The sequence below is a fragment of the Streptomyces sp. NBC_01481 genome, from assembly GCF_026339995.1.
Lineage (GTDB): Bacteria > Actinomycetota > Actinomycetes > Streptomycetales > Streptomycetaceae > Streptomyces.
Genome location: NZ_JAPEPT010000007.1, coordinates 406,061 through 418,832, shown reverse-complemented (window position 1 = coordinate 418,832; position 12,772 = coordinate 406,061). Strand labels below are relative to the sequence as shown.

At 69.8% G+C, this 12,772-nt stretch carries 11 protein-coding genes and 1 riboswitch; of the genes, 5 read left to right on the top strand and 6 right to left on the bottom strand.

Annotated features, from left to right (window positions below):
• Positions 1-44: 44 nt before the first annotated feature.
• On the top strand, positions 45-326 hold the full coding sequence (locus OOK40_RS33705; RefSeq protein WP_266489224.1) for an HPr family phosphocarrier protein: 282 nt from the start codon (positions 45-47) through the stop codon (positions 324-326).
• Between the two features lie 171 nt (positions 327-497).
• Here the strand turns inward: OOK40_RS33705 and OOK40_RS33700 are convergent, their stop codons facing one another.
• The 4 genes from OOK40_RS33700 to OOK40_RS33685 all read right to left on the bottom strand — a co-directional run bounded on the left by OOK40_RS33700 (position 498) and on the right by OOK40_RS33685 (position 5,271).
• Positions 498-1,175 carry a GntR family transcriptional regulator gene (locus OOK40_RS33700; RefSeq protein WP_266489222.1) on the bottom strand — a complete coding sequence of 226 codons (678 nt, stop codon included), beginning with the start codon at positions 1,173-1,175 and terminating at the stop codon, positions 498-500.
• Positions 1,176-1,364: 189 nt separating this feature from the next.
• Positions 1,365-2,135 (bottom strand): M23 family metallopeptidase, encoded by a 771-nt coding sequence (locus OOK40_RS33695; protein ID WP_266489220.1) that lies wholly within the window; start codon positions 2,133-2,135, stop codon positions 1,365-1,367.
• A 12-nt stretch (positions 2,136-2,147) separates the two neighbouring features.
• Positions 2,148-2,312, bottom strand: a riboswitch (cyclic di-AMP (ydaO/yuaA leader).
• A 230-nt stretch (positions 2,313-2,542) separates the two neighbouring features.
• Positions 2,543-3,931, bottom strand: coding sequence for a pitrilysin family protein (locus tag OOK40_RS33690; protein WP_266489219.1), 1,389 nt, complete (start codon positions 3,929-3,931; stop codon positions 2,543-2,545).
• A complete protein-coding gene (locus OOK40_RS33685) occupies positions 3,928-5,271 on the bottom strand; it encodes a pitrilysin family protein (protein ID WP_266489218.1) in 1,344 nt (447 codons plus the stop codon). Before OOK40_RS33685 ends, OOK40_RS33690 begins: the two co-directional genes overlap by 4 nt.
• Before the next feature lie 168 nt (positions 5,272-5,439).
• Between OOK40_RS33685 and OOK40_RS33680 the strand changes: the two genes are divergently transcribed.
• The gene (locus tag OOK40_RS33680) at positions 5,440-7,890 is read left to right on the top strand and encodes a DNA topoisomerase (ATP-hydrolyzing) subunit A (protein WP_266489217.1); all 2,451 of its coding nucleotides are present in this window, start codon (positions 5,440-5,442) and stop codon (positions 7,888-7,890) included.
• On the opposite strand, the gene OOK40_RS33675 is transcribed toward OOK40_RS33680, so the two are convergent.
• Positions 7,887-8,921 carry a GTP-binding protein gene (locus OOK40_RS33675; RefSeq protein WP_266489216.1) on the bottom strand — a complete coding sequence of 345 codons (1,035 nt, stop codon included), beginning with the start codon at positions 8,919-8,921 and terminating at the stop codon, positions 7,887-7,889. The genes OOK40_RS33680 and OOK40_RS33675 overlap by 4 nt on opposite strands.
• Positions 8,922-9,231: 310 nt before the next feature.
• Between OOK40_RS33675 and OOK40_RS33670 the strand changes: the two genes are divergently transcribed.
• Complete coding sequence (locus tag OOK40_RS33670) at positions 9,232-9,897, top strand: DUF6082 family protein (RefSeq protein ID WP_266489215.1); 666 nt, start codon at positions 9,232-9,234, stop codon at positions 9,895-9,897.
• An 80-nt stretch (positions 9,898-9,977) separates the two neighbouring features.
• A complete protein-coding gene (locus tag OOK40_RS33665; RefSeq protein WP_266489214.1) occupies positions 9,978-10,214 on the top strand; it encodes a hypothetical protein in 237 nt (78 codons plus the stop codon).
• A gap of 51 nt (positions 10,215-10,265) precedes the next feature.
• Here OOK40_RS33665 and OOK40_RS33660 read toward each other — a convergent pair whose 3' ends face one another.
• The gene (locus tag OOK40_RS33660) at positions 10,266-11,429 is read right to left on the bottom strand and encodes a citrate synthase/methylcitrate synthase (protein WP_266489213.1); all 1,164 of its coding nucleotides are present in this window, start codon (positions 11,427-11,429) and stop codon (positions 10,266-10,268) included.
• Positions 11,430-11,516: 87 nt separating this feature from the next.
• Here OOK40_RS33660 and OOK40_RS33655 point away from each other — a divergent pair, with 87 nt between their 5' ends.
• Positions 11,517-12,752, top strand: coding sequence for a citrate/2-methylcitrate synthase (locus OOK40_RS33655; protein ID WP_266489211.1), 1,236 nt, complete (start codon positions 11,517-11,519; stop codon positions 12,750-12,752).
• Positions 12,753-12,772 lie beyond the last annotated feature (20 nt).

The following is a 12,772-nucleotide window of genomic DNA, read 5'->3' as shown; positions in this document are numbered from 1 at the left end:
GAGAGACTGGTCTAGACAACCGTTGAGACTTGAAGGGCAACACCATGGCTGAGCGCCGCGTCAATGTCGGCTGGGCCGAGGGCCTTCACGCCCGCCCCGCTTCCATCTTCGTCCGTGCCGCCACGGCTGCCGGCGTCCCCGTGACGATCGCCAAGGCCGACGGCAACCCGGTCAACGCCGGCTCCATGCTCGCCGTGCTCGGCCTCGGCGCGCAGGGCGGCGAGGAGATCGTGCTCGCTTCCGAGGCGGACGGCGCCGAGGCGGCCCTGGACCGGCTGGCCAAGCTGGTCGCCGAGGGGCTCGAGGAGCTTCCCGAAACGGTCTGAGCGGCTGAGCAGAATGCGCCCGGCGGTACGCAGCCGCGGTCTCCCGAATTGAGGCGACCGCGGCTGTGCGCATTTCCCGGCCCGACGTTCATTTCCGCGCCCGGCTCCATGAATTCGGGCAGCAGAAAAGGAGCCCCGCGAATATCCTTCCCTTTGTATACAGCGCGCCTGTTAATGGCGAACGCTCGTGGTGTTTACGGCATGTTGCGAAGTCCTCACCCGCTCGGGACGGCGCAGCCGGTGCGCCGATGCGGCCCGCTCCGCGTGCACAGCCGTCAGCGCGCGCGCCCGCTCCACATCGCCGCGCGCCACCGCGTCCACGATCGCGCCGTGCTCCGCCCAGGAGTCCACGGGCGTGGCGGGCTGTTCGACGGCGTACATCCAGGCGATCTTGTGCCGCAGCTGGGTGAGCAGCGCGATCAGCCCCGGGCTGCCGGAGGCCTGGGCGAGGGTCTCGTGGAACCAGCCGCCCAGCGACCGCAGGTCCTCGCCCTGGCCGCGGCGTGCGCGCTCCTGGCCCAGCCTTACCAGGCCGCGCAGGACCTTCAGGTGCGCTTCCGTCCGCCGCTGGGCCGCGCGGGCCGCGCCGAGGGGCTCCAGCAGCATCCGGACCTCCAGCAGGTCGGCCGCCTCCTGCTCGGTGGGCTCGGCGACACAGGCACCCGCGTGCCGGCGGGTGGTGACGAAGCCCTCGGACTCCAGGGTGCGCAGGGCCTCGCGCACCGGGACCCGGGAGACGCCGTAGCGGCGCGCCAGCTGCTCCTCGGTGAGCCGGCTGCCGCGCTCGAATACACCGGAGACGATGTCGTCGCGGATCGCCGTGCATACCGAGTGCGCGGGAATGCGCATGACCGAACCTCCGCTTTAATCCGCGCGAAACGCAGCCGATTGACGTCTGTTCGGTGACTCTATTGCAGTGGGCCGGATTTTCCGATGGCACCCGGGAATCCATGGATATCTTTTGGCCAGGGCTCCGAACGCCGAAGGCCCCGGCAGGAAGCCGGGGCCTTCTCGCGCGCCCACGCTCGGGCGCTGTTCTCAGACGCTGACGCCGTGCGCGCGCAGGTACGCGACCGGGTCGATGTCGGAGCCGTACTCGGGGCTGGTGCGCGCCTCGAAGTGGAGGTGCGGCCCGGTGGTGTTGCCGGTCGCGCCGGAGAGGCCTATCTGCCGGCCCGGGGTGACGCTCTCGCCAACCGAGACCGCGATCGAGGAGAGGTGGCCGTACTGCGTGTACGAGCCGTCCTTCATCTTGATCACGACGTTGTTGCCGTAGGCGCCGCCCCAGCCGGCCTCGACGACGGTGCCGGAGCCGACCGCGTGCACGGTGGTGCCGGAGGCGGCGTGGAAGTCGATGCCGGTGTGGCTGCCGGAGGACCAGACGGCGCCGCCGGTCTTGTAGCCCGTGGAGACGTACGAGCCGCTGATCGGCGCGACGAAGGAGTTGAGGCGCTTGCGCTCGGCCTCGCGGGCGGCGCGCTCCTCGGCCTCGCGGGCGGCCTTCACGCGGGCCTCGGCCTTGCGCTTGGCCTCCTCCGCCGCCTTCGCCTTGGCGATGGCCTCGGCGGCCTCCTGCTTCTGGGCGGCGGCCTGGTCGGCGATCTGGTCCGCGAGGGTGTCGGCGGTGACGACCTGGGTCAGGCCGGTGTCCTCGACGGGGGCCATGCCCGGGGTGGCGGCGAGCGCCGGGGAAGCGAGGGTTCCGATGACGCCGGTGGTGGCAAGGGCCGCTGCGCCCGCCATGTTCGCGCTCCTGCGCGTCAGGCGGCTCGGGGCACGGTGCTTCCCGGTGGCACGGGTGAACGCCATGAAGAGGCTGGTCCTTTCCTTCCTTCTCGCCTACCGGGTTAGCTGACGGGTTCGGAGCAGGAAGGTCTCCTACGGGCCCCTCCGTACGGATACGAAGGCGTCCGATTCACCCCAGGGACTGAGTGGGTCCCCGGCTCCCCAGGCTCGCGCCAGACGGGGACTCGGCGATGGCTGTCCGATGCCGCGGATGCGACGGGCTACTGGCGAACAGCCGGACCGACGCTAGGCGGGCCGACTTTCAATCACCAAACAGACGGGCCCTTTTGTCGTGCATCCCACAGGGCAGACAGGCAGCCTCCGCAATAAACCGGACATAGCACGGAACCCCGGCACCGCTTGGATGCCAGGGTTCCGCTTGTCTGTTGCGCCGGGTTCAACCGGAGTTGTCCGGATCGTGCGAGGGGCAATCAGCCGGTGACCACGGTCACTTCGCCGATTTCCAGCGCCCTGACCGGCTCCTCGATCTGCGAGGCGTCGCCGACGAGCACCGTGACCAGACGGTCCACCGGGAAGGCGCTGACGGCCGCCGCCGTCGCCTCCACGGTGCCGGTCTCGGCCAGCCGCACGTACAACTGCGCCTGGTAGTCGTCCGGGAGGAACTGCTCGACCTGGTCGGCGAGCGTGCCCGCGACGGACGCTGCCGTCTCGAACTTCAGCGGCGCGACACCCACCAGGTTCTGCACCGCGACGTCACGCTCGGCGTCGGTGAGCCCCTCGGCGGCGAGCGTCCGCAGCACCTTCCACAGGTCGTCCAGCGCCGGTCCGGTGTTGGGCGTGTCCACCGAGCCGCTGATCGCCAGCATCGCGGCGCCCGAGCCGTCCGGGGCGGACCGCAGCACCTGACCGAAGGCCCGTACGCCGTAGGTGTAGCCCTTCTCCTCGCGCAGCACGCGGTCCAGGCGCGAGGTGAGGGTGCCGCCGAGGCAGTACGTGCCGAGCACCTGAGCGGGCCAGACGCGGTCGTGCCGGTCCGCGCCGATCCGGCCGATCAGCAGCTGGGTCTGCACGGCGCCCGGGCGGTCCACGATGACCACGCGGCCGGTGTCTTCCGCGGTGATCGGCGGTACGGGACGGGGCTTGGCGCTGTCGCCCGTCCAGGTGCCGAAGGTCTCGGCGAGAACGGCGTCCAGGTCGACCCCGGTGAGGTCGCCGACGATCACCGCGGTGGCCGTGGCGGGCCGGACGTGCGCCTCGAAGAAGGCACGCACGGCCGCGGAGTCGATCCGGGCCACCGTCTCCTCGGTGCCCTGGCGGGGGCGCGACATACGGGCGGCGGCCGGGAAGAGCTCCTTGGAGAGCTCCTTGGCCGCGCGGCGGGCCGGGTTGGCCGTCTCGTGCGGGATCTCGTCGAGGCGGTTGCGTACGAGCCGCTCCACCTCGCTGTCGGCGAAGGCGGGCGCGCGCAGCGCCTCGGCGAGCAGGCCGAGCGCCTTGGGCAGCCGGGAGACCGGGACCTCCAGGGAGACCCGGACGCCGGGGTGGTCGGCATGCGCGTCAAGGGTGGCGCCGCAGCGCTCCAGCTCGGCGGCGAACTCCTCTGCGGTGTGCTTGTCGGTGCCCTCCGACAGGGCGCGCGCCATGATCGTGGCGACGCCGTCGATGCCCTCGGGCTCGGCGTCCAGCGGGGCGTCGAGGGAGAGCTCGACAGCCACCACCTGCTGGCCGGGACGGTGGCAGCGCAGCACGGTCAGGCCGTTGTCCAGCGTGTCGCGCTCGGGGGCGGGAAACGCCCAGGGCCGGGCGTCCCCCGCCGTGGGCTGCGGGTGGTACGTCATCGTCACGGCAGCGTCGCTCACTGGTCCGCCTCTTCCTCTTCGTTGCTTCCCTCGGGCGCCGAGACGGGTTCGTACACCAGCACCGCCCTGTTGTCGGGGCGCAGCCGCGCCTTGGCGACCGCCTGCACCTCCTCGGCGGTGACCTCGAGCACCCGCTGCACGGCGGTCAGCGCCAGCTGCGGGTCGCCGAACAGCACTGCGTACCGGCACAGTTCGTCGGCACGGCCCGCGACCGTGCCGAGCCGGTCCAGCCACTCGCGCTCCAACTGGGCCTGCGCGCGCTCCATTTCCTCGGGCGTGGGGCCGTCGGCGGCGAACCGCGCCAGCTCCTCGTCGACCGCGGCCTCGATCTCCGGGACCTCGACACCGCCGGACGTCTTGACGTCCAGCCAGCCGAGAGAGGGGGCACCGGCGAGGCGCAGCAGACCGAACCCGGCGGCTACGGCCGTCTGGTCGCGTCGCACCAGACGGTTGTGCAGCCGGGAGGACTCGCCGCCGCCGAGAACGGTGAGCGCGAGATCGGCGGCGTCGCACTCGCGCGTGCCGTCGTGCGGCAGCCGGTAGGCGGCCATCAGCGCCCGCGCGGGGACCTCCTCGCGGATCTCCTCGCGCAGCTGCTCGCCGATGACCTCGGGCAGCGAGCCGTCGCGCGGCGGCTGCTTGCCGTCGTGGGAGGGAATGGAGCCGAAGTACTTCTCGATCCAGGCGAGCGTTTCCACCGGGTCGATGTCGCCGACGACCGACAGCACGGCGTTGTTGGGCGCGTAGTACGTACGGAAGAAGGCGCGGGCGTCCTCGAGGGTCGCCGCGTCCAGGTCGGCCATCGAGCCGATCGGGGTGTGGTGGTACGGGTGGCCCTCGGGGTAGGCGAGAGCGGTCAGCCGCTCGAAGGCCGTGCCGTACGGGACGTTGTCGTAGCGCTGGCGGCGCTCGTTCTTGACGACGTCGCGCTGGTTCTCCATCGACTCGTCGTCGAGCGCGGCGAGCAGCGAGCCCATCCGGTCGGCCTCCAGCCAGAGCGCCAGCTCCAGCTGGTGGGTGGGCATGGTCTCGAAGTAGTTGGTGCGCTCGAAGCTGGTGGTGCCGTTCAGCGAGCCGCCGGCCCCCTGCACCAGCTCGAAGTGACCGTTGCCCTTGACCTGCCCCGACCCCTGGAACATCAGGTGCTCGAAGAGGTGAGCCAGGCCGGTACGGCCCTTGACCTCGTGGCGCGAGCCGACGTCGTACCAGAGGCAGACCGCGGCGACCGGGGTCAGATGGTCCTCGGAGAGGACCACACGCAGGCCGTTGGCCAGCCGGTGCTCTGTCGCTGTGAGGCCGCCGGAACCGGCCTGCGCTGTGGCCGTGTGACCCATGGGCATGTACGTCCCTTCGATCGCGATGCTGCTTGTCTTTGTCAGCCCTGCCACTTTAGAGGGGGAGGTCTGGACCGGGCGAAGTTCCCGGGTCGCGGTCGGCGTTGTCAGTGGGACGGTCCACAATGGTCGGCGTCAGTTCCAGACCTGGTACGTGAAGGAGCAGCAGCCGCGATGGCCCGCCGCAGCACGAAGACCCCGCCTCCGGACGATTTCGAGGAGAAGATCCTCGACATCGACGTCGTGGACGAAATGCAGGGCTCCTTCCTCGAGTACGCCTACTCGGTGATCTACTCCCGGGCCCTGCCGGACGCACGTGACGGTATGAAGCCGGTGCACCGCCGGATCGTGTACCAGATGAACGAAATGGGCCTGCGCCCCGACCGTGGCTATGTGAAGTGCGCCCGCGTCGTGGGCGAGGTCATGGGCAAGCTCCATCCGCACGGCGACGCGTCGATCTACGACGCCCTCGTGCGGATGGCACAGCCGTTCTCCATGCGCCTGCCGCTCGTCGACGGGCACGGCAACTTCGGCTCGCTCGGCAATGACGACCCGCCCGCCGCCATGCGGTACACCGAGTGCCGGATGGCCGACGCCACCAGCCTCATGACCGAGTCGATCGACGAGGACACGGTCGCTTTCGAGTCGAACTACGACGGCCAGGAGCGCGAGCCCGTCGTGCTCCCCGCCGCCTACCCGAACCTGCTGGTCAACGGCGCGTCCGGGATCGCGGTCGGCATGGCGACGAACATGCCCCCGCACAATCTGGGCGAGGTCATCGCCGCCGCCCGCCATCTGATCAGGCACCCCGGCGCCGACCTCGAGACCCTGATGCGCTTCGTCCCCGGTCCCGACCTGCCGACCGGTGGCCGGATCGTGGGCCTGAGCGGCATCAAGGACGCGTACGAGTCGGGCCGCGGAACCTTCAAGATCCGCGCGACGGCCTCCGTGGAGGACGTCACGGCCCGCCGCAAGGGCCTGGTCGTCACCGAACTGCCCTTCACGGTCGGCCCCGAGAAGGTCATCGCGAAGATCAAGGACCTGGTCTCGTCGAAGAAGCTCCAGGGCATCGCGGACGTCAAGGACCTCACCGACCGCTCGCACGGACTGCGCCTGGTCATCGAGGTCAAGAACGGCTTCGTGCCCGAGGCCGTCCTCGAGCAGCTCTACAAGCTGACGCCGATGGAGGAGTCCTTCGGCATCAACAATGTGGCGCTGGTGGACGGCCAGCCGCTCACGCTGGGGCTCAAGGAACTGCTCGAGGTCTATCTCGACCACCGCTTCGACGTCGTACGCCGCCGCAGCGAGTTCCGGCGCACCAAGCGGCGCGACCGGCTGCATCTGGTCGAGGGCCTGCTCGTCGCCCTGCTCGACATCGACGAGGTCATCCGCCTCATCCGCTCCAGCGACAACTCCGCGCAGGCGAAGGAGCGGCTGATCGAGCATTTCTCGCTCAGCGAGATCCAGACGCAGTACATCCTGGACACCCCGCTGCGCCGGCTGACCAAGTTCGACAAGATCGAGCTGGAGAGCGAGCGCGACCGGCTGAACGGCGAGATCGACGAGCTGACCGGCATCCTGGAGTCGGACAACGAGCTGCGCAAGCTGGTCTCCTCCGAACTGGCCGCGGTGGCCAAGAAGTTCGGCACCGAGCGACGGACCGTGCTGCTGGAGTCGGCGGGCACGACCGTCGCCGCGGTGGCACTGGAGGTCGCGGACGACCCGTGCCGGGTGCTGCTGTCCTCGACGGGCCTGCTGGCGCGTACGGCCACCGGCGAGCCGCTTGCCGACGACGGCGGCAAGCGCACCAAGCACGACGTGATCGTCTCGGCCGTCCCGGCGACCGCGCGCGGCGATGTGGGGGCGGTGACCTCGACCGGGCGGCTGCTGCGGCTCGCGGTGATCGATCTGCCACAGCTGCCGGACACGGCGTCCGCGCCCAATCTCTCGGGCGGCGCGCCGGTCGCGGAGTTCCTGTCGCTGGAGACGGCGGAGCAGATCGTCTGTCTCACCACACTCGACGAGTCCTCGCCGGGCCTGGCGCTGGGCACCCTGCAGGGTGTCGTCAAGCGCGTCGTGCCCGACTACCCGGCCAACAAGGACGAGTTGGAGGTCATCGCCCTCAGGGACGGTGACCGGATCGTCGGCGGCGCCGAGCTGCGTACGGGCGAGGAGGACCTGGTCTTCGTGACGTCCGACGCGCAGCTGCTGCGCTATCAGGCGGGGCAGGTCCGGCCGCAGGGCCGGGCAGCGGGCGGCATGGCCGGAATCAAACTGTATGAGGGCGCCGAGGTGATCTCGTTCACGGCGGTGGACCCGGCCGGGGACGCGGTGGTGTTCACGGTCGCGGGATCGCACGGCACGCTGGACGACTCGGCGCTGACGGCGAAGCTCACGCCGTTCGACCAGTACCCCCGCAAGGGGCGGGCCACGGGCGGGGTGCGCTGCCAGCGCTTCCTCAAGGGCGAGGACGTGCTCGTACTGGCGTGGGCGGGCCCGGCCCCGGCCCGGGCAGCACAGAAGAACGGCTCACCGGCCGAGCTCCCGGAGCCGGACCCGCGCCGTGACGGCTCGGGCACTCCGCTGACCTCGGCGGTGGCGGTGCTGGCGGGCCCGGCAAGCTAGCGCTCGTCGCCTTCCGCCTGGACGAACCGCAGGACGCCCCACATGCTGTGCTCATCGGGGGCGTCCTGCGGTCGGGTCACCCGGGCGGCGTCGAGTTCCTTGATCAGGGCTTCCGCGTCGATGCCGGACCCGATCAGGACCAGCTGGCTCGCCCGCTGCGCACCGTCCGGCCAGGGCTCCGGGTAGAACCGGAGAAATCGGCCGACGGCGTGGACGGCATACCGGTTGCGCGGGTCGGGTGCGCCGAAGTCGACAAAGCCCTTGATGCGGTAGAGACCCTCGGGCCGCGAGTCGAGAAAGTCCAGCAACCTGCGCGGGTGGAGCGCCTCGGCCGAGCTGAAGGACACGGTCTCGTAGGCCGCGTGCAGATGGCCGTCGTGATCGTCGCCGCGCAGATCCTCGAACGACAGCTGCCCCGCGCGCTCGGTCCGGGGTCGGCACTCGAAGAGCAACTCGGGGTCGATCCGCCCGTACGTCGCCGACATCACGGCAGCTCCCTCGGCGAGAGGCGCGATCTTCTCGCGCAACCGCTGGCCGGCCACCTCACCGATACGGTCCGCCTTGTTCAGAACGATCAGATCGGCGATCCCGAGATGCCGGTCGATCTCAGGGTGCCGCGCCCGTGTCCGGCCGAACTCGGCAGAGTCGACGACCTGGACAAGTCCGCCATAGACGATGCGCTTGTTCTCGCTGGCCAGAAGCATGCGGACTAGTTCCTGCGGCTCAGCGAGTCCGCTGGCCTCGATGACGATCACGTCGAGGCCAACGGCGGGCCGGGTGAGCTTGTCGAGGAAGACATCCAGCTCGCCGACGTCCACGGCGCAGCACAGACAGCCGTTGCCGAGGGACACGGTGGAATCACCGAGCTGACCGGCCACGGTCATGGCGTCGATCTCGATGGCACCGAAGTCATTGACGATGGCGCCGATCCGAGTGCCGCGGCTGGCCCGCAGCAGATTGTTGAGCACGGTTGTCTTGCCAGATCCCAAAAAGCCCGCGAGAACGACGACAGGTATCGGTTTTCTTGCCACGCGCAAGGATCGTAGTCGACCCGATATTCAGTTACTCCCGTGACTGAAAACGGCAAAGGTTGCGCCCTTGCCCCCCTCATGAGCCAAAATGTTCGTCTCAGGCGCTCAGATGCGCGATTGCTACAGCCGCCCGCCGGGCAACCTCCTTGGGACGGCGACTGGTTCATCCTCGCCCTCCACCTTTCGCCCTTCACCGATCAGAGCCGCTCGGCGGCAGGGCGACAGCATGCGCAGACTGCGACCGCACGCCGGCCCCAGCACGTCCCTGCCCGGTGACCGGCGAACGGCCGCTTGTGGATCGGGGGTTGACATGACCACACAGGGAAGCGCCCAACGAGGAGTCGCCGTCGGCGTTGCCGTGGTCATCGTGTGCGCCATCGCCGTCATCGGACTTGTCGCGACGCTCAGCCTGGCCATCAGTGTCACGATGAACGAACTCGCGCCCGACACGGACGTATCAGCCGCCAACGCGGTCTTCTCCGGCCTCGCCTTCGGCGCAGTCATCGTCGCCCTCGTGATCCAGCACCAGCAAATGCACCGCCACAACGGCAACCTGAGCACCCAGCTGGCACACATGGAACAGGCCAACGGCTTACAACGCCGTGCCGACATCACCAACCAGCAGCGACTGCACTTCGAGCTATTGAGCAAGGCGATGGACGATCCGGACCTGGCCGCCGTACTGGACACGTACGACACCCGACTGTCACCCGTGAAACAGCGTCAGTACCTGTACGCCAACGCCCTCTATCAGCATGTGCTGCACGCCTACCGGATCGGGGCGGCCACGGAGGATGATGTCCGGGGACACCTTCGAGTGATTTGCCGGAACCCTATCTTCCGTGAGTTCTGGGCTGCCACAAGGAGCCATCGCGCCAGCGTGCGATACGAATCTCAAGAGGCTTACCTCGGTCGACTCGTCGATCGCCTCATCATTCGCCACGAGGAGGAGGGTCGTGATTGGTGGGCCGATTGATGTAGGCGCGCGCCGTCGGTCTTGCGCCGCGAATTACAATGCCGTAATTCGCGCCCCCTAGCTCTCTGAGGACACCCCAATTGAAGATCGTGCGCCGGATCGGAGCATCCCCCCGTCAGCGCGGAAGCATGTCAGGACAGACATGTCCTGACATTTTCGAGCTGAGCACCGGTGACTTTGCCGTCATCGGGACAGAGGCGACGGAGGCGCTGGACAACGAGCTCCCGTCCGACGCAGGCCGGGCAGACCACGAGCGGATCGTCGTGATCTCGCGCGAGACCCTCATCCGAGCGAAGGCTGACATCCCCGATTCCTAGCCGCAAAGCACCCCGGCCCGGCACCGCCTGCGGTACCGGGCCAGACGTTTGTCAGGACGCCACCGGAACGGGCTGGGGCGGCGGAGGTCCCGCATAGCGGGCCGACGGGCGGATGATCTTGGAGTCTTCGGCCTGCTCCAGGATGTTGGCGCTCCAGCCGACGACCCTCGCCGCGCAGAACGTGGGCGTGAACATCTCGCGCGGCAGTCCGCACAGTTCCATGACCACCCCGGCGTAGAACTCCACATTGGTGTGCAGCTCACGGCCCGGCTTGAGTTCGGCGAGGATCGCCTCGACGCGCGCCTCCACCTCGACCGCGAACTCCACCAGCGGTCCGCCGAAGCTCTCGGCGATGCCTCGCAGCATCCGCGAGCGCGGGTCCTCGGTGCGGTAGACGGGATGACCGAAGCCCATGATCCGCTCGCCCGCCAGGACCCGTTCCCTGATCCAGGGGTCGATCCGCTCCGGCGTGCCGATCGCGTCGAGGGTGTCCAGAGCCCGGCTCGGGGCGCCGCCGTGCAGCGGACCCGAGAGCGCACCGATCGCTCCGACGAGGCAGGCGGCCACATCGGCTCCGGTGGAGGCGATCACGCGGGCGGTGAAGGTCGAGGCGTTGAAGCCGTGGTCGACGGTGGAGACGAGGTACTGCTCGATCGCCCGGGCCCGCGCCGGCTCCGGCTCGGAACCAGTCAGCATGTAGAGGTAGTTGGCGGCGTACGGCAGGTCGTCACGCGGTTCGACGGGCTCCAGCCCCTGGCCCAGCCGGTGCAGCGCGGTGAGCAGCGTCGGCACGGCCGCGCACGCGGCGAGTGCGTCCGTGCGGCGGCGGTCGGTGTCGAGGTCGTACACCGGGCGCAGCCCCGCGGAGGCTCCCAGCAGGGAGAGCGCAGTACGCAGTCCGGCGAGCGGCCCGGACAGCGCGCTCGAGCTGGCTATCGCGGGCAGTGCGGCGCGGACGTCGTCGGGCAGACGGCGCAGAGACGTGGTGTGCTTCACAAAGGCCGCACGCTGCGCGGCGTCCGGCAGTTCGCCGTGGAACATCAGATGCCAGACGTCCTCGAAGCCGCGCCGCTCTGCGAGTTCGACGGCCGAGTACTGGCGGTAGTGGTAGAAGCCCTCGCGCCCTCTGACGTCGCCCAGCGCGGTGTCGGTGACGACGACGCCCGCGAGTCCGCGCGGTACGTCGACGGGTGCGGTGGTCCCGGTGCTCTGCATGGTGTCCTCCCTGAACTTGATTCGACTGTCCATGCTTGATGGGATCACTGTCAACATTGATTGAATCAATATGTGTACGGTGACGGCATGACGGACCACGCAGCGGACGGCGAGCGGCTGACCACCAAGGAGGCGGCCGCACGGCTCGGTGTGAAACCCGAGACGGTGTACGCGTATGTCAGCCGCGGCCAGCTCTCCAGCAGGCGCGACCCCACCGGCCGCGGCAGCACCTTCGACGCCAAGGAGGTCGACGCGCTCGTGCGCAGGGGCCGGCGCGAGCCGTCGTCCGGCAGCGACATCACCCAGCGGATCCGCACTCACATCACCCTGATCGACAAGGACCGCTACTACTTCCGGGGCGTCGACGCGACCGAACTCGCCCGCCGCTACGGCTACGAGGAGATCGCCGACTGGCTCTGGACCGGCACCCTGCGACCTGGCGTACGGTTCACGTCTCCGCCCGAGACACTCGCCGCGGCCCGTCGCGCGGTCGACGCGCTGCCCGCGCACAGCGGATCGACGGACCGGCTGCGGGTCGCCGCCATCGCGGCCGCCGTCGCGGATCCGCTGCGCTTCGACCTCGACCGGGACGCCGTGCTCGGCAGCGCGCGCATGCTGATCCCCACCCTGGTCGACGCGCTCCCCACGGTCGGGCAACAGCATCGTGGCGAGGGCAGGATCGCCGGGCGGCTGTGGTCACGGCTCACCGCCGAGCGCCCGGACGAGAGGTCCGTACGAGCCCTGGACACGGCACTCTCGCTGCTGATCGACCACGATCTGGCCGCATCGACGCTCGCCGTACGGGTCGCGGCCTCGGCGCGTGCCCACCCCTACGCCGCTGTCTCCGCGGGTCTCGGCGCGCTGGAAGGCCCGCTGCACGGAGCCGCCAGCGGTCTCGCGCACCGGATGCTGGCCGAGGTCCTGGAGCGGGGAAGCGCCGCGCCCGTGGTGGCGGACCATCTGCGGGCGGGCCGTCGGGTGCCGGGTCTCGGCCACCGGCTCTACCCGGGCAAGGACCCTCGCGCCGAGGCACTGTTCGGCGCACTCGCAGAGCTGCCCGCGGCCCGTCCCGCGCTGGAGGCGGCGCGCGAGGTGGAGGTGACGACGGCCCGCCATGTGGAGCTGCACGCCAATGTCGACCTGGCGCTGGCGGTGCTTTCGGTGGCGTCGGGTATGCCGGCTGAGGCGGGCGAGACGGTGTTCGCCGTGGCGCGTACGGCGGGCTGGATCGCGCACGCGCTGGAGGAGTACGAGGAGCGCCCGCTGCGGATGCGTCCGAGCGGGCAGTACGACGGCCCCCGCCCTCCCAGGCCGCTGCCGTGAGCGGGCAGAGGACTCCCTGC